General features: G+C 40.6%; 20 protein-coding genes. 17 read left to right on the plus strand and 3 right to left on the minus strand.

Annotated features, from left to right (window positions below):
• The first annotated feature begins 70 nt into the window (after positions 1-70).
• From ATHSA_RS03125 to ATHSA_RS03170, 10 genes are all read left to right on the plus strand, one after another.
• Complete coding sequence (locus tag ATHSA_RS03125) at positions 71-6,079, plus strand: beta strand repeat-containing protein (RefSeq protein WP_161847703.1); 6,009 nt, start codon at positions 71-73, stop codon at positions 6,077-6,079.
• A gap of 371 nt (positions 6,080-6,450) precedes the next feature.
• On the plus strand, positions 6,451-6,717 hold the full coding sequence (locus ATHSA_RS03130) for a hypothetical protein (RefSeq protein ID WP_161847704.1): 267 nt from the start codon (positions 6,451-6,453) through the stop codon (positions 6,715-6,717).
• Complete coding sequence (locus ATHSA_RS03135; protein WP_161847705.1) at positions 6,714-7,109, plus strand: putative toxin-antitoxin system toxin component, PIN family; 396 nt, start codon at positions 6,714-6,716, stop codon at positions 7,107-7,109. The genes ATHSA_RS03130 and ATHSA_RS03135 overlap by 4 nt, the downstream gene beginning before the upstream one ends.
• A 240-nt stretch (positions 7,110-7,349) precedes the next feature.
• On the plus strand, positions 7,350-7,556 hold the full coding sequence (locus ATHSA_RS03140) for a hypothetical protein (RefSeq protein WP_161847706.1): 207 nt from the start codon (positions 7,350-7,352) through the stop codon (positions 7,554-7,556).
• On the plus strand, positions 7,546-7,803 hold the full coding sequence (locus ATHSA_RS03145) for a type II toxin-antitoxin system RelE family toxin (RefSeq protein ID WP_161847707.1): 258 nt from the start codon (positions 7,546-7,548) through the stop codon (positions 7,801-7,803). The genes ATHSA_RS03140 and ATHSA_RS03145 overlap by 11 nt, the downstream gene beginning before the upstream one ends.
• 152 nt (positions 7,804-7,955) lie before the next feature.
• Positions 7,956-8,240 carry a nucleotidyltransferase family protein gene (locus ATHSA_RS03150; RefSeq protein WP_161847708.1) on the plus strand — a complete coding sequence of 95 codons (285 nt, stop codon included), beginning with the start codon at positions 7,956-7,958 and terminating at the stop codon, positions 8,238-8,240.
• Between the two features lie 198 nt (positions 8,241-8,438).
• Positions 8,439-8,651 carry a type II toxin-antitoxin system HicB family antitoxin gene (locus ATHSA_RS03155; RefSeq protein ID WP_161847709.1) on the plus strand — a complete coding sequence of 71 codons (213 nt, stop codon included), beginning with the start codon at positions 8,439-8,441 and terminating at the stop codon, positions 8,649-8,651.
• A complete protein-coding gene (locus ATHSA_RS03160) occupies positions 8,648-8,872 on the plus strand; it encodes a type II toxin-antitoxin system HicA family toxin (RefSeq protein WP_161847710.1) in 225 nt (74 codons plus the stop codon). The genes ATHSA_RS03155 and ATHSA_RS03160 overlap by 4 nt, the downstream gene beginning before the upstream one ends.
• 154 nt (positions 8,873-9,026) lie before the next feature.
• On the plus strand, positions 9,027-9,269 hold the full coding sequence (locus tag ATHSA_RS03165; RefSeq protein ID WP_161847711.1) for a DUF433 domain-containing protein: 243 nt from the start codon (positions 9,027-9,029) through the stop codon (positions 9,267-9,269).
• Positions 9,266-9,643: a DUF5615 family PIN-like protein gene (locus ATHSA_RS03170; protein ID WP_161847712.1), complete on the plus strand. Its 378-nt coding sequence runs from the start codon at positions 9,266-9,268 to the stop codon at positions 9,641-9,643. Before ATHSA_RS03165 ends, ATHSA_RS03170 begins: the two co-directional genes overlap by 4 nt.
• 239 nt (positions 9,644-9,882) lie before the next feature.
• Here ATHSA_RS03170 and ATHSA_RS03175 read toward each other — a convergent pair whose 3' ends face one another.
• Complete coding sequence (locus tag ATHSA_RS03175; protein WP_408626221.1) at positions 9,883-10,134, minus strand: DUF2283 domain-containing protein; 252 nt, start codon at positions 10,132-10,134, stop codon at positions 9,883-9,885.
• Positions 10,131-10,442: a PBECR2 nuclease fold domain-containing protein gene (locus tag ATHSA_RS03180; RefSeq protein ID WP_161847714.1), complete on the minus strand. Its 312-nt coding sequence runs from the start codon at positions 10,440-10,442 to the stop codon at positions 10,131-10,133. Before ATHSA_RS03180 ends, ATHSA_RS03175 begins: the two co-directional genes overlap by 4 nt.
• 143 nt (positions 10,443-10,585) lie before the next feature.
• Between ATHSA_RS03180 and ATHSA_RS03185 the strand changes: the two genes are divergently transcribed.
• Positions 10,586-10,807, plus strand: a complete 222-nt coding sequence (locus ATHSA_RS03185; RefSeq protein WP_161847715.1) for a type II toxin-antitoxin system HicB family antitoxin — start codon at positions 10,586-10,588, stop codon at positions 10,805-10,807.
• Positions 10,804-11,016 (plus strand): type II toxin-antitoxin system HicA family toxin, encoded by a 213-nt coding sequence (locus tag ATHSA_RS03190; protein WP_161847716.1) that lies wholly within the window; start codon positions 10,804-10,806, stop codon positions 11,014-11,016. The genes ATHSA_RS03185 and ATHSA_RS03190 overlap by 4 nt, the downstream gene beginning before the upstream one ends.
• A gap of 102 nt (positions 11,017-11,118) precedes the next feature.
• On the opposite strand, the gene ATHSA_RS03195 is transcribed toward ATHSA_RS03190, so the two are convergent.
• Complete coding sequence (locus ATHSA_RS03195) at positions 11,119-12,510, minus strand: ATP-binding protein (RefSeq protein ID WP_161847717.1); 1,392 nt, start codon at positions 12,508-12,510, stop codon at positions 11,119-11,121.
• Between the two features lie 324 nt (positions 12,511-12,834).
• Here ATHSA_RS03195 and ATHSA_RS03200 point away from each other — a divergent pair, with 324 nt between their 5' ends.
• The 5 genes from ATHSA_RS03200 to thyX all read left to right on the plus strand — a co-directional run bounded on the left by ATHSA_RS03200 (position 12,835) and on the right by thyX (position 17,411).
• Positions 12,835-13,041 carry a type II toxin-antitoxin system HicB family antitoxin gene (locus tag ATHSA_RS03200; protein ID WP_161847718.1) on the plus strand — a complete coding sequence of 69 codons (207 nt, stop codon included), beginning with the start codon at positions 12,835-12,837 and terminating at the stop codon, positions 13,039-13,041.
• Positions 13,042-13,347: 306 nt separating this feature from the next.
• Positions 13,348-14,121, plus strand: coding sequence for an SAM hydrolase/SAM-dependent halogenase family protein (locus ATHSA_RS03205; RefSeq protein WP_161847719.1), 774 nt, complete (start codon positions 13,348-13,350; stop codon positions 14,119-14,121).
• A gap of 3 nt (positions 14,122-14,124) precedes the next feature.
• Positions 14,125-15,474 carry a sensor histidine kinase gene (locus tag ATHSA_RS03210; RefSeq protein ID WP_161847720.1) on the plus strand — a complete coding sequence of 450 codons (1,350 nt, stop codon included), beginning with the start codon at positions 14,125-14,127 and terminating at the stop codon, positions 15,472-15,474.
• 4 nt (positions 15,475-15,478) lie between these two features.
• Positions 15,479-16,810, plus strand: coding sequence for a sigma-54-dependent transcriptional regulator (locus ATHSA_RS03215; RefSeq protein WP_161847721.1), 1,332 nt, complete (start codon positions 15,479-15,481; stop codon positions 16,808-16,810).
• Positions 16,788-17,411, plus strand: a complete 624-nt coding sequence (gene thyX, locus ATHSA_RS03220; RefSeq protein ID WP_161847722.1) for an FAD-dependent thymidylate synthase — start codon at positions 16,788-16,790, stop codon at positions 17,409-17,411. Before ATHSA_RS03215 ends, thyX begins: the two co-directional genes overlap by 23 nt.

Below are 17,411 nucleotides of genomic sequence, written 5' to 3' on the forward strand. Positions count from 1 at the left end.
AAAATCAAAATGTAATTACATCTCGAAGGGAGGTGTTTTCCTGCAACCCACAGGGTAAGCAGGAGAATGAATGAGTAAAAAGATTTTAGGTCTCGTTGTCTCCGTGGCCCTGCTTATGGTTGTGCTGTCCGGCTGTTTCCTCTTGCCGCAGATAGACACATTTACGCCGCTTGTAACGATCGTTTCACCGGCGCCAAGCCAGACCATAACAGTGCCAACATCCACAAGTTCTACCAATGTAACAGTCACAGCAACAGTCCTGGCTCACAGCCCGATCCAGTCCGTTCAGGTTTCGCTTGTTCAAAATGGACAGAATTATGGTACATTTAACATGAGCGGTGCCTTCGGGCAGAATACTGGGTCATTTAGTTACACATTTACCAATCTGCCAGTTGGAAGTTATTATTTAACGGTTACTGCTCAGAGCGGAGCAAAGACTCCGGGAAGCGCTTCCCAGAAGTTCACAATCGCTTCGGCCCAACCCGTAACCCCGCCATCGACAAAGTACGCAGCGCCGGTTGTTAGCCTTATCAACGTTGCCCCGAATTATCAGGGCAAATACTACGTTGCACAGTCTCCTATAACCTTCAGCGCGACAGTTACCAACCCGAACAAAGTTGGGCAGGTTGCTGTGTGGGCAAGTGTTAACGGTCAGACAATTCAGCCAAACAACAACGCCAATCCATACACATTTACATGGACACCATCTTCAACCGGAACATACACGCTTTATGTCAACGCTACAGTTACAATAGGCGCATCGACAGTTTCCGGATCTAACTCCGTCGTTATCAAGGTGCCATACATTTCTCCTGCTGTCAACAGTGTAAACACGCCTTCAAGACTTGTTATGGCAACAACGACTCCTGCATCCTTCACATTCACAACAACTCCAGGAGTTAGCGCATACCTTTCTATAAATGGTGGATCAGCCGCAACATACACATCTCAAAGCCCAATAGCCAATGTCAAACTTCTTCCAAACCAGTGGAATACTTTGACATTGACATTCAAAGATCCATGGGGATACACGATCCAGACTGCGGTTGCTACAGTGCTCGGAGTTCAGACATCTAATCCTGCCAACACTCCATACGTCTTCTTAATAGACAAAGCGGGACACGTTGTCAACACCAATGACTGGATATCAATACCTGCCGGATCTAATCTTGATCTTTACGGATACATCCAGGCCGGATCCCAGCCTATCACATCTTTCAATCTTACACAGCAGTACTTCACAAGCAAGATGTTAACAACATCTATAGCCGGACCCGGAACAGTTTTGTCTGGAAGTTATCCAACTCCACAAAATATAGTTCCTATCAAATTGCTTGCATATCTCTTTAATCCACAGGTCGCTCCAAATCATGCTTATGTGACATTTAGCATAAATGTTAACAACACATCAATTGCCTTCTTAAGATACGATGTTTCTCCTGTGACGGCTGCTCCTGTTGTAACTCTTAGTTCAACCGGAACATACGAAGGAGTTCCCGCTCAAGTTACAGTCAACGTTAACTCTTTACAGCCGATAACTGGTATAACACTTGGAGTGCCGGTTAAGGTTAATTCTCCATTCACAGGATATTCAACGACAACGGCATACAGTAATGCACAAAACGGAACGAATTCGATGAGTTTTACCTATAACCTCATTGAGCCTGTAAGCGCAGTTCAGGCCAATGGCGCGAATGCTTACGGATTTGTTTACGGAAGTCAGAATTACAAAGTTGCGTTCTACGGTCCATCCGGAATATACACAATAGGCGCGACAGTTGCTGGAATTGCCAACATGACAACTTATGCGACGACAAATTACGCAGTTCAGGCCGACACATCTGCTCCTACAGTTAAAGTTACATACGCCGGATCCTCCGTTTCGATATCTGGCATTTCAATACCGGTGTACTACGGACCGATGACGATTGAAGCCACGGTCAACGATGATCATGCCATATACTGGGCAATGATGACATCTCCTGCCACAGCATTCCTTGTCTATCCAAATAACAGTAACATAGCCAACTATGGTCAGAGAGCAACAACGATAACGGCAAAAGTGTCATTTACACAGCCCGGGACTTACAACGCTTACATAATAGCCTCAGATAAACACTTCGATCCGACAACATTCACTCTTAACCAGACAGTTCTTGGAACTGGAAACACCGTTAGAACTCCAAATTATCCAGTTCTCTACTCCAATGTTGCACCTCAGGCAACGGCAATTGGCGGACAGTACCAGCAGACCGTTAACACCGAAAAATACGCGTTTGCAGTTTCCGCTAAGGATAACGTTGGTGGGTACAGTTTGCTTTCTCCAACGGCATTCGTAAGACTCGTTCCTATAAAAAATTCAAATGCCACGACAGTTACATTGACCGCGACATTTGGAACAACGCTTCCACAGCAGCCCAACTATTACTCTGCGACAATAAGCACGTATGGCCTGACCAACCAGACACAGTATAATGTCTGGATAGGCGTCAAAGACCTCATCTACGATGCACTTGCCGCTCAAGGCGCACCACAGTCTTTGCTCAGTCAACATATCACATGGGTTAACTGGGGAATCATAACGGTTGATCTTGTGTATCCAAATGTTACACTCTCTGCCGGTACACAATATCAGCCTCTTTCTGCAACTCCGACGACAGTTTCTACAACGGTCTTCAGAGTTGATATCAACAACGACCCAGACTTCCCATGGGGACAGTTTGCAGAGAATAATTACAACCAGTTGCTCAATTACATAAACGTTCAGGTTGGCAACGCGATCAATGGATTCAACACGGCCGCCTACGTCATACCGCTTCAGGTAACCCAGACATCCACACAGTCAGGATACTTCCTCTTTGCAATTCCTGGACTTTACCAGAACGTTGGAATGACGAATCAGGTTGCAACCCAGACGATACAGGTCTCCGTCTACAATTCAATACAGCCAGAGAAGTCTATATTCGGTCAGATTGTAAGGACAGTCATTCCACAAATACCATTCACAGTCTCCATCTCTGGAGTTGGCGTGACCAGCACGGCAAATGGCATGGCCGCAACACCGGTTATCAACACCACCGGTACTTACACGTTGCCTGTAACAATTTCTGGCCTCACACCGAATCCACAGCCCAACATGACATTGACCTTCATGGTCAACAATACGCCAGCCTTAACTGTACAGGCAGCCAATGGAACATATAACGTACCAGTTCCGACACCTGCTGGCACTGCATTGACAAGCGTTAGGGTGCTTTACGCTCCGTCATATTATCAGGTACCGGGTGCCGCGAGAGTTAATGTGCAGTCCTTCAACATTCCGTCAACATACCAGTACTTCAGATACTTCTCTACATTCTACACACTCGGCGACAACATAACCCCATCTGCCACATTGACACTCAATGGTGTAAGCATAAATGGACAGGCAACGGTTTTGACGAAACCATTCAATTACACCTATTCAATAAATGGCGTCCTCTATTACCTGCATGATTTGGCAGTTACGTCCAAATTTGCAACAGGTAACAACACAACAATAAGCGGAGTCGTTAACTTCTCCTCTTACTCAACATCTACAACAACTGTCGCAACAACGACTCTGAAGGCAACGTCATTGCTCTCATCCCTTGGATTTGAACAGGGCAGCAAGTGGACGATATCCAAACTCTCAACAAAGACATTCTCGATGCCTGGAGTCTACAATATATCCTTTACAGGAAATGATCCAAGACTTGGAACCACGACAGTTAGCGCAACTGTTGCATTCGATCCATACGCGCCTGTCATCTCCGGTGTAAAACTCAATGGAAATGCAGTTCCTAACGTTACATCCGGACTCGTTCCTGTCATAGCCAACGGCAACACGATAAGCGCAGTCGCGACGGATTACGCAGGAGTACAGTCTGCTAAGATATCCGTTGTGGAACTTATAGACAATGCGGCAACATCTTACGCAATGACGAATCACTTTGGTCTGAAGGCCTTCACGGCAACTGCACAGGCCAATGTAACATTACCAACCGTCTTTGCTCCGCAATATCAGAACCTGCCATATGAGGTTACATTCTACGCAACCAACGTGGCCGGTCTCGGTGCGCAGCCTGTTACAAGGCTCTTTGTGACCAACGTCGATCACAGCCCGAAGATACTTAACATAAAAGCAGTTGCTCCAAATCAGGCAGTTGTAACGTTGTCCGAGCCTATGTGGGTTAACGGCTTCAAAGCCTTCACGGCAAATTCTGCAACTTACGGCGGAACAATAACCTCTACCAACATATCGCCAGTTACAGTGCTTGCCAATTATCAGGGCTATGGAATAGCCGCTCAATTCACAGTTACATTCGGATACAACGTCTGGACACCTTCACAAGTTGGCAATTCTGTCTTCACCGACCTTTCCAACGTCCAACTCTCATCGAGCATATCGACTTACGTGCCAATAGTTGATCTTGCTGGAAACACATTCGCAATGCCAATCAACACAACAACACCACCAACACTTTTCGTAAGCCCGACATCAACGGTTGTTGGAAAAGGTTGGAATGTAACATTCACAGTTAACGCAACAAGCGCCGCTGGAATTAAAGAAGTAGTTGGCAGTTTCAATGGCCAGACTAAATATGTCTATGGACCAACCGGTTCAATGACATTCGTTGCTCCAACTGTCAGCGGAACTTACACGGCATCCTTCACAGCACAAGACGAATCTGTCAACCAGAACAAGACGACGGTAACGGCTCTTGTCTACGTCAACACTGCTGCCCCATCTCTTACATTGACAGCGCCTGCAACGGTTGGATCTGGTATGTCATTTACCGCAACAGTTAAGGCAACGGTTGGAGATCCACATGGAAGCAATGTTATAAAATCTGTTGCTGTCTATTACGGAACACAAAAATTTGTCGCAGTCCAGTCAACAACTAACCCAGCATCTTGGACAGCATCTGTTACCTTAACAGGTAACCAATATGAGACTCTAACCGCCATTGCAACAGACCTTTACGGAAACAGTGCATCGAAATCTACTTCTGTTTACGTTGATGATCAGGCGCCGACAATAACTGTAACGTTAATTGGCGGCACTGGATCTACATTGTCACCATACACGTTGACCACTGGTTCGTCCGTTACTCTGTATACTTCAAGTCTATCAGGACTTTCTGGAACTATAACTGTCGTTGACAATTCCAAGATGCCTGTTACCGCGATTGCAACAGAATCTACTACTCATTCGACAAAACTTACGTTCACAACAACATCAGGTGCATCAGTTGCGACCTTTAAAGCGACAGGAACTGTTAATGGTCATTTGCAATACACGATTAAGGCTTCTTCAACGGATCATTTCGGCCACAACGCAACATATCTTGCGACATTCACACTTGTGGTAGATACGCAAGGTCCAACAGTTGCTGCAACGGCACCAACAACAGAACTTAGCACTACTTCTACTTATGCGTCGGTGACTTACAAAGCATATGATGATATAAGTGGCATAGTCGGCAATCAGGCAACGTTAACCATAACATCTAAAGTTGCAGGAACATCACCGATAACTCTTTATGAAAATTCAACTACTGCATCAAAGACGATCAACGTTCTTCCTAATTTGTTGGCCAATGGTTTTGCCGGTAAGTCTGGAAGCGCTACGGTAACTGTTACTGCCAAGAGTAATTCCGGTGTCCTTAGGTCAACGACAAATTCCGGTAATGTGATCAACTTCAATTTCACATTCAATATCACGAATGTTCAACGATTAACTACATCCGGATCGCCAGTTGTCATAACATTTAACACTGTTGCTAAAGCCAATAGCAGTTTCACACCATCAAATGTCTACTTTGTCAATACAAGCAATGGCATTACATATCAAGCATCGGCAATAGTTGTTCCAACGGGCACAACCAAAGTTGCAACAATTACTCAGTTCTCAATTCTTGGATCCAATGCGCTTGTGACATCTCAGAATCTACCGAGTGGTTCCTACAAAGTTTACGTTTCTAACATAGTGGGTGCTACTCCAACGACAAATAATGCACAAGTTGCGAATAGTCCATATTCCGGTTCAATACAATAAGTAGGCTTTAATTAGTAACTATGGAACAACCCCGCCACGCGCGGGGTTGTTTTTTTATAATGCTTTTTGTCTTTGCCGATTACCGATCACGCGTTACTCATAACGGTCTTGATCACGCATCATTGTTTTATTTTTGCCATAGGCTACTTTTTGAATCCCTAATCTCTATTCACTAATGTCTATTTCTTTTTTGCCACAACCTACCCGCCATTTTTCAATTTTCCATTTTCAATTCTCAATTTTTTCTACCCGCCACGTGCCACCAGCCACCTGCCATTTTTAATTGTCCATTATCAATTCTCAATTGTCAATTCTTTAGGTAGGATCTTTAATATGATATATTGTATAATAAATTTTAGGAGGTGGAAGAGGTGAAATTCATTACAAGCAAAGAGATCAGAAACAATCCGGCCGCGCTTTGGTCGGAGGATGAAACTGTTATAATGGTCAACGGTAAACCCAAGGCGATAGTTCTAAAAGCAGAAGATGACATAGAAGAACAAATTAGAAATATAAAAAGATTAAGAGCTCAAACGGCTCTTGAAAAATTGCGCTTTTATTCTGTTAAAAAAGGGCTTGATCTTTTGTCAGATGAAGAAATAATAAATGAAATTGAGAAGATAAAAAAAGAGATATGAACGTCGTACTTGATACCAACGTTCTAATTTCAGGAATAATAAATCCAAAAGGTATTCCGGCAGATATATTGAACTTCGTTTTAAATGGTAGATTAATTTTAAATCTTGATGCAAGAATACTAATCGAGTACGATAGAGTTTTGAGAAGCCCAAAATTTGATTTTCCAAAAATTTACACGGAAGCGCTTTTGCAATTTATTGAGAGTGAGTCTGTTTTGATCACTCCAGAACCAATAAAAGCGGATCTTCTTGATCCTTCAGATCTTTCTTTCATAGAAGTCGCCATTTACAGAGATATTCCCTTAATAACTGGTAATATCAAGCACTTTCAAAATATAAAGAATCTTAAAGTGTATTCTCCAAAAGATTTTTTGGAAAAATTCAACATTTGACCCCCATTTAGAATCGATCTTGCCTTCCATCATCAGGGTGATTATGTAAAATCCATATCAAATTTTTCAATTGTCCATTTTCAATTCTCAATTGTCCATTTTTCTACCCGCCACGAGCCACACACCACCCGCCATTTTTAATTGTCCATTTTCAATTCTCAATTGTCAATTTTTTTCCACCCTCTACGTGCCACAAGCCACCTGCTACCCGCCATTTTCATGTTATAATGAATCGGGGTGATGAAATTGGCCAAAAATCAAAGAGTCGATATTCGTTATTTTATAGATAAACTTGACGATGAAGATAAAGAGAAATTGTCGTTCTTTGTTGAAGAACTCTTAAAAAATGAAAAATACAAAAAATTGAGGGAAGAAATAGAAGATAGACGCGAAGAAATAAAGACAGGTCATATCCTATCTCATAAGGATTTTTGGGATGGAGTTTGAGATTTTTTACGCTAAAAGTGTCAAAAAAGATATTTTGAGGATTGACAGGAAAGATCTTACAAAAATAAAAGAACAAATAGAATTGTTAAAATATTTCCCCAACTTACCTAACCTGAAAAAGCTCTCTTCTCATCCTCTTGCAGATTACCGATTAAGAGTAGGAAATTACAGAGTGCTTTTTGATGTTGATTGGAAAAAGAAAAAAATTTACATATTAAAAATAGGAAACAGAGAAGATGTTTATTGACGTTTTTTGATTTAAAAATTTCAACTTTTCATTTCCCATCGCCCATTTTCAATTGTCCATTTTCAATTGTCAATTTTTCATTGTCGTATTCCACCCGCTACGAGCCACACACCACCCGCCATTTTCATGTTATAATGAGTCGAGGTGATGTGATGAATAAAGTTGATTTTATAAGATCACAGATACTTCCTGTATTTAAAAAATATAACGTGAAAAGAGCCGGAATTTTTGGATCTGTTGCAAGAGGAGAAGATAACATTCAAAGCGATGTCGATATTCTGATAGAATTAGATGATAATCTGAGTTTGTTCGATTATATAAGAATGAAATTGGAAATAGAGGAAATTCTTGGCAAAAGCGTAGATCTTGTCGAGTATAATGCCATAAAACCTTCAATAAAGAACAAAATTTTGGAAGAAGAAATTAGGATCTTATGAGAGATCAAAAATTGTATTTGATTGATATAGCGAAAAGCATTCAGTATATCAAATGAAACTTTGCTACAACCTACCTGCCACCTGCTACCCGCCATTTTCAATTGTCCATTCTCAATTCTCAATTGTCAATTTTTTTCCACCCGCCACGTGCCACCTGCCACCCGCCATTTTCATGTTATAATGAATCGGGGTGATTTGATGAGAGTATTTACGGTTGTAATAGAAAAGGACGAAGATGGTTATTATGCCTATTGTCCTCAATTGCAGGGATGCTATTCGCAGGGCGATAATTATGAAGAAGCCCTTGAAAATATAAAAGATGCCATTAAACTTCATATCGAAGATAGAATTGAAAATAATGAACAAATACCCTTTGTTGATTCTGTAACTTTGACGACTGTTGAGATATGAGTGTTTTTCCTGTTGTAACTCCTGATGAAGCAATTAGAGTTATAAAAAATTATGGTTTCACTTTATCCCGTCAAAGTGGAAGTCATATGATTTTCAAAAATAAACTAAACAAAAGAATAACAATTCCCTATCATGCCGGTAAGACCCTGCATCCAAAGATAGTAAAAAGTATAATTGAAACACTTGAAATCTCTATTGATGAATTTAAAGAAAACTTGTAAAAAAAACAACGGTTTTCATTGTCCATTTTCCATTCTCAATTGTCAATTTTTCCACCCGCCACGTGCCACCTGCTACCCGCCATTTTCAATTGTCAATTCTTCCTGTGTTATAATCGATTTGAATGATTACGTCATCAACGAGGAGTGATTTTTTATGAGCGGGAAGAATTTCAAGGATCTTCTTAAAAGGATAACAGTTGATCCAAATATATGTCACGGTCAGGCCTGCATAGCAGGTACAAGAATTATGGTTTCTGTGATACTTGATAATCTGGCAGAAGGTAAAAGTTATGAAGATATCATTAAAAACTATCCATCTTTGAGTGTAGAGGATATAAGGGCAACCATTGCGTATGCTTCAGAACTTGCCAAAGAAAGGATTAAAACATTTTCGTGAAACCATTAGAATTAAAGTTTAAATTTGACGAGAACATACCCATAAAAGGAATTGAGTTATTCAAAAATGCGGGAATAGATACTTTATCTGTTTTTGATGAAAATTTGCAAGGATGTAGTGATGAAGTTATTTCTAAAATCTGTAATAAAGAAAAAAGGATTTTAGTAACGCTTGATCTCGATTTTTCAGATATACGTCAATATCAGCCTGGTACTCATCCTGGAATAATAATTTTAAGGATGAACAAGCAAACCATAGATCGTATAATACTTGTACTAAAGAAACTTTTGAAAGTTATTGAAAAAGAAGATCCTTCTCAAAAAATATGGATTGTTGATACGAAAAAGATTAGATCCAGAGAAATGAATAATTAGAATCTTTTACTTATCTGCCGAAAACTTCTAAACCATCAGACATTTTCCATTCTCAATTTTTTCCACCCGCCACGAGCCATACACCACCCGCCATTTTTCATTGTCCATTTTCCATTGTCAATTTTTTCTACCCTCTACGTGTTGCCTGCTACCCGCCATTTTTCATTGTCCATTTTCAATTGTCAATTTTTTCCACCCGCCACGAGCTACCTGCTGTTTTGGTGGTATATATTTCACCGTTACGCCAAATTTTTAGGTTTTATTAACTTCTTTGATTTGCCTTTCTTGCTTGCATTTAAAATGGTTATTCCTACAATTTCGCCTTTTTCGTATCTTATTATGGTATCATCATCCGTGAGTTCCGAATCATCAGCATGACTTGGTTTTTTGAAATTGATGTACAAAACATCGGCTTCTTTATCATAAGAAGTCCAAATTCTTGAATATGGTATTGACAAAAGATCAGGCACGATATCTAATATTTTTTTCATTTCTTTCGTTGCCATATTTTTCGCCTCTTTTCAAGTTGACGTTTTCTTTTGGTGAAAAAAGCGGTAATCACAAAACCGTCTTTTAGATTCGTTTCTTTATATACGCATACCAAATATTTCCCTTCTTCTATCTCACGCGTAGCGATATGTTCACCAAGTTTTCCTTCATAAATCACATCTGGTTCTTCTATAGTTTCAAGAACGTCATAATAGTAACCGGCCATTTCCGAGTGTTCTTCAGTGATATGAAACCATCTTTCATCTGTCAATCTTATAGGAACACCATTTTTGGATCTGACATTATTCATAAGGTACCTCTTTGAAACATTTTTGAGATGCGGTTAAATTGACTTTCATTTTCATTATATCATTTAGTGTGTCATTTTTTCCACCCGCCACAAGCCACCTGCTACCCGCCATTTTCATGTTATAATGAATCGGGGTGATAAAATTGGAGAGCCTTAATTACAGGATATTTTTAAGGAAAGAGCCTGAAGGAGGATATACAGTTATCGTTCCATCTCTTCCGGGATGTGTAACTTTTGGGAATACGATAGATGAGTCGATAAAAATGGCACGTGAAGCGATAAAACTTTACTTAGAATCTCTTAAGGCTCATGGAGAGCAGATTCCAAACGAAGAAAATATTCTCGAGTATACACTTACTCTATGAGCAAGTTTCTGTCCGTAAATTCGAAAAGAATAATAGAAATACTTGAAAAAAATGGATTTGTTCTTGATAGAGTGAAAGGCTCTCATAGAATTTACTTTAATGAAAAGACAAAGAGGAGAGTTGTTGTTCCATTTCATAAAGTGGATCTTCCAATCGGTACTTTGCTTGAGATTCTGAAAGAGGCTGGCATATCGAGAGATGAACTGTAAAAATAGTTAAAGAATTGTCCATTTTCAATTCTCAATTGTCAATTTTTTCCACCCGCCACGAGCCACAAGCCACCCGCCGTTTTTAGAGGAGACATTTTGAGCCTAATATATCGAATCGAAGATTTTAAAAAGGTGCACGTTTTTATTCTCCCGAGCATAGTTTATCAACTCTTGTGAAAATGATGATTTTGAATAAATCAAAAATTCTGGTTTGGAAGTTAAATCAAAGTGTTTTTCGACTTTTTTTAAAAGATCGAACAAAATCTTAATATCGACAATCTTGTTGGTGTATTTGCATTCTCCGAATAAAGCTGGCTTTCCGCTTTTATCAATCCCGACTATGTCTATTTCGTCATCTCCGTTCCACCATCGCCCTATTTTCAAAATTTCATGGTCAAAATATCTTTCAGATGCCAAAGCCGTTGCATTTTGCCTTGCCAACTCTTCGTAGACCAAACTTACGTGCTTTATGAATTCATCCTTAAACTTTTGAACAACGTATCCTATATTTCCAATTTCAAGGAAACTTCTATTCGGATAAACGAATTTAAACCAAAAAGAGATGAAATTGTCTTTTAAGAAGTAAAGACCTTTTTTGCTTTTTTCAGGATTGATTTCAGTTATCGGGACATCTCTGTAAAGCAGATCCATCTGGGCGAGTATGCTCAGGTAATAGCCAAGAGAGTTCTGTCCGACTTCCATTTTTGATGCTATTTCAGAAAGTTTATGGCTTCCATTTGCGATTGTTTTAAGTATTGAAAAGTACACTCCTATCTCTTTAAATTCTTTTCTAAGAAGAAAATATGGCTCTTCATACAAAAAACCGTTTTTGTCGAAAATGTGCTTTGATACATTTTCTTCCACCGTTCTTTCTATGTCAAAGACTTCTACGTATTTTGGAACACCACCTGTAACTGAGTAAAATTCAATGATTTCTTCTATATTTTTGTCCTCGAAAAAACTTTTATAGTTTTCAAAGTTCAAGGGTTTCAAGTTGATCTGAGATGTTCTTCTTCCGTAAAGAGGGCTTGTGTAATTGAGAGTTTCTGCATACATCATGTTTATTATAGAACCACAAAGTATGAGCATGACTTTTCTTTTACTTAAAATTTCATCCCATATCTTTTGAATGATGGAAGAAATGGATTTGTTTCCGGTGACAAGATACTGGTATTCGTCTATAACTATAACCATCTTTTGATCTCCGAATGAAATTAGATCGAAAATGTCGTACCATGAAAGTCTGTTTTCAGGTCTTAAAACCCCAAGTTTGGTTTTTTCATAAGCAACCTCTTGAAACTGTTTAAGATTTGATTCTTCGCTTTCTTCGGTGGCAAGGAAATAAATTGATTTTTTGTTTTCAATAAACTTTTGAAGCAGCGTTGTTTTGCCAACCCGCCTTCTGCCGTATATGATGTAAAGATTGCTTTCGTTTGATGAAAAATCTGCTTCCATCCTTTTTAGTTCTGATTCTCTTCCGACAAAGGAAAACATTTCTATTACTCCTCCCGTGCTTTTAAAAAATTATAGCATAAACTATAATAGTTAAGACTATAAAAATGAGGATCTTTAATTCGATCCCGCATTACGTGCGGTATTACGAGAGAGTGTCTATCTTTTCCACCCCCTACGTGCTACCTTCTGTTTTTAATTGTCCATTTTCAATTCTCAATTGTCCATTTTTCCACCCGCTACGTGCCACAAGTCACCTGCTGTCTTTAATTGTCCATTTTCCATTCTCAATTGTCAATTCTTTTCCACCCGCCACGAGCCACAAGCCACCCGCCATTTTGTTGTATAATGAATCGAGGTGGTTTGATGAGAGCATTTACCGTTTTGATTGAAAAGGATGAAGATGATTGGCTTGTTGGAAAGGTTGTCGAACTTCCAGGCTGTTTTACTCAAGCAAAAACTCTTGATGAATTGATGGGCAGAATGCGTGAGGCCATAGAAGGATACCTTGAGGTTGAAGATATTTCAAATGAAAAGATAGAATTCGTAGGCGTTCAAGAGATAGCCTTATGAGTCCACAATTACCAAGGATTTCTGACTCCGATATGGTTGCTTTTCTCAAACTAAAAGGCTTTTCCGTTGTAAGAATACGCGGAAGTCATCATGTACTTAAAACAACAATGGAAAAATTGTTGTCGTACCAGTTCACTTAAAAGAAACTCTTGGTCCAGGGATTATAGTGGCAATTTTGAGACAATCAGAAATTTCGATGAAAGAATACATAGGCTTCTTTTCTTAATTCCTTTCCGTCCACTACCCGCCACGAGCCACCTGCCATTTTCATGTTATAATTAATTGATTTTAATTTATGGAGGATATATGATAGCCGTTATAACAGATCACGGATCGGATGATCTATTCATGGGTGTTTTAAAGGGCAATTTCTCTTATTTGCTTCCGAAGGAGGAGATCATAGAGGTTACGCGCCCAATAAGTTTTGGGGATTCTTATGTCGCCTCGTGCATAGCCGAACGTCTTGCGTGCCATTTGCCAAAATCGACCATTTTTATGATAGTTGTCGATGGTCAAAATGAGAGTGCAAGAAGACCTGTTGGGCTTCGCACAAAAGATGACAGGATCTTTATAGGCTTTGATAATGGTACCTTTACACTTCCAATAGAAAGATTTGGATTGAAACAGATAAGGGAAATAGATGTTCCTGAGGTCAAATTTTCCCTTTCTTTTACGAGATCTGTCCTTGATATCCTTATTCCCGTTGCCGTCGATCTTTCGAAAGGAAGAAATTTTGAGAGTATAGGAAGTATATACATGACTTTTTACGATCTCAAGCACAAAAGGGCAGGAATAGTCGATGGAAAAATAAAAGGAGAGGTTGCTTTTATAAACGAACGCGGAGATATTTCTACGAATATACCTTTTGATTATCTCGAAAAGATGGGTCTTTCTCAGGAGGATAAACTCAAGATCAACGGCAAATTATCAAGTATATCTCTCGATAGAAGGGCCGGACGAAAAAATGAACTCATCGTTTGCGAAGGACTGGGTGGATACGTCGAGATAACGTCCCGGTATTCCCGGGCGGGAGAGATTTTGAATCTTCCGTCAAGATCAGAGATAGTCTTGGAGGTTTGAACTTTGAAGATATGGCCATTTTCGAGAAGTGAAAGTTCGACCACATACGGCACGGTCATTTCGATCTTTCTCATGGCTTTGATAGGATTTATAGAGGTTTTCATTTACGTGCTTTTTTACCCCCCACCTCTTCAGTACTGGCTTATAATGATCTCGATGGATCTTGTTATTTATTTTGCCTCCTCTATCTTTCTTTTCCAATTTTTAAGCGAACCTTTGATCCAACTTTTAAACAGGGTAAAGCATACTTCCATAACTCTTAATCCAGTCCCGCAGAAGGGGTTAAGGGGCGAGTTTGGCGAGATTTTAAGAGACGTTGACAGGCTTGCCGAGACTTTGAAAAGGGAAAGGGAAGGTTTGCTTGAGACCTACAGCGAATACAGAAATATAGTCGAATCTCTCGACGAAGGCATTCTTACAGTCGATGAAAACAAAGACATAGCGACTATGAACAAGGGACTCGAGAGGATCTTTTCGACAACGCGAGGCCAGTGGAAGGGAAGACAGTTCGAGGAGTTTTTGCGCTTCTACGGTATTATCCTTGATGAGACCAAAAATGTCGTTAGGGTCAAAACTCTCGATAAAAGGCTTATCTTTCAGGAGATACCCATGAATACCTCTCACTCTTTGATGCTTTACATCTTCGAAGATATAACGGCTCTTTCGAATCTCGAAAAGGCCCTCGGGCGGGCCGAGCAACTCGCCCTTCTCGGTAAGATGACGGCCTCTATAGCCCACGAGATAAAGACCCCTCTCGCTTCTATGAAACTTTCGGTCCAGTTGCTCAAAAGACAGACAGAAGGCATTTCAGACGAGGCACGCGAGACTCTCGATATTCTCGACAAAGAGATAAGAAGACTTGAGGAGAGATCGATGCAATTTCTAACCTTTTCGAAGACTACCTACGATCTAAAGCCACTTAACGTTGTAGATGTGCTGGAAGAGTCTATAAAACTTGCGCGCATAAGGGCAAGGGAGAGGGGAATATCTATAGAATTTACAAAGTTGACAGACAAACTCGTGATTGAAGGAGATGACAACGCCCTTAATTCTGCCTTTTTAAATGTGCTTGTCAATGCGATGGACGCATCGAGGGACAATGAAAAGATAGAGGTCAAAATCGAGAAGATGAAAAATTATGCGCTTATTACATTCACAGATCATGGAAGTGGAATTCCACCCGATTATATGGATTATCTTTTTGAGCCATTTTTCACGCTTAAGACCAATGGAACGGGACTTGGCATGAGTATAGTCAGAAGGGTTGTCAATTCTCATGGCGGAAGGGTTGAGGTTAAAAGTCAAAAGGAAGTTGGCACGAGTGTTATTATAAGGTTGCCGCTTTCGAGGTGATTTTATGGCGAGAATTCTTGTGATTGAAGATGATTTGAGCCTTAACAAACTCGTCTGTCGATCTCTCGATCTCGATGGTCATTCCGTCAAAAGTGTCAAGACAAAGTCGGACGCTTTAAAAGAGATCGAGAACAACTCTTACGATCTCGTCCTTCTCGATCTTATGCTCCCAGATGGAAATGGAATGGACCTAATCGAGAGGATAGTGAGAGATTCTGCCGTTATAGTGATAAGTGCCCATGCAGATGTCAACATGGCCGTCAAAGCCGTTCAGATGGGCGCTTTCAATTTCATTCCAAAGCCATTCGAACTTGAAAATCTAACGATAGAGGTAAATCGCGCGCTTGAGACGAGAAGCCTTAAACTCGAAAATATCTCGCTAAAACTTCCAACCAAGATAGTTGGCGAGAGTCCCTCGATAAGGAAGTTAAGGGATATGATTCAAATCGTCGCGTCGAGAGATGTGCCGGTCTTTATAACGGGCGAATCCGGTACCGGAAAGGAACTCGTCGCGAGATCTATCTGGGAGTTGAGCACGAGATCGAAAAGTCCATTCGTCGCAGTTAATTGCGGGGCTATTCCCGAAGACCTTTTCGAATCCGAACTTTTTGGATACGAGCGTGGAGCCTTTACCGGCGCGAACACCTCAAAGCCCGGAAAGTTCGAGATGGCAGATGGAGGTGTCATCTTTCTCGACGAGATAGGAGAATTACCAAAGAATGTGCAGGTCAAATTGCTTCGTGTGCTTGAAAATTCGCAAATCGAAAGGCTTGGAGGCGTTGAGCCTATACACATAAATGTGCGCGTCTTATCCGCGACGAACAGAAATATCGAAGAGGAGGTCAAAGCCGGGAATTTCAGGGACGATCTTTATTACAGGATAAATGTTGTCAGGATAGAGGTTCCTCCTTTAAGGGATAGAATCGAGGATATTCCACTTTTGGCCGATTATTTCGCGAAACTTTACTCAAAGCAGATGCAGGTCGAATACAGGCCATTTTCTCAAAAGGCTTTGAATTTTTTGAAGTCCTACCCATTTCCCGGAAATATAAGGGAATTGCAGAACATAGTTAAATCTGCCCTTATATTCGCGAGGGGAAAGGAGATAGAGATAGAGGATCTCTCGAATCAAATTCAGGACGTGGAGAAGAATTACGTGAAGATTCAGATAGGAGAAAGTCTCGAATCGGCCGAGAGGAAGATAATCGAGGCGACTTTGGAGTATTTCAACGGAAATAAAACTCAGGCCGCAAAGGCGCTCAATATAGGGCTTAGCACACTGCACAACAAATTGAATCAATGGAGGGAAGACAGTGAAGATCAAAGTTCTGGATAAGGGTTATGTCGAGATGGTGGACCTTCTCGGAGGAGATATGGCCGCCGTCAGATCTGCGAGGATTTCTTACATGTCCAAATCGGATCCGCGAAGGGACGAAAAACTCATAGAACTGCTTGCCAAACTCGGTCATGAATCTCCATTTGAACATATAGTCTTTACCTTTTACATCAAGGCACCGATCTTTGTTGCCAGACAATGGATGCGCCACAGAATCGCGAGCATCAATGAAAGATCCGGAAGGTTTACCGAATTTGAAGAAGAGTTCTACGTGCCTGATCCAGAAAGAAGCGACAACAACACGGACATGATGCGCGAGGCTATGGAAGGCTCGTTCCGCGTTTACAAAGAATTGATCTCGAAGGGCGTCAAAAAGGAGGTTGCGAGGATGGTTTTGCCTCTCAGCCTTTATACCGAATGGTACTGGACTGTCAACGCGAGAAGCCTTATGAATTTTTTGAATCAGAGGGCAGATTCGCACGCTCAGTACGAGATCCAAAGGTACGCGATAGCCGTTGCCGAATGTTTTAAGAATGCGTGTCCTCTTACTTATAATGCTTTTTTAAAGCATATTTATAAAGGTAATTTATTGGAGGCCTGA

This window comes from Athalassotoga saccharophila, assembly GCF_009936215.1.
GTDB lineage: Bacteria > Thermotogota > Thermotogae > Mesoaciditogales > Mesoaciditogaceae > Athalassotoga > Athalassotoga saccharophila.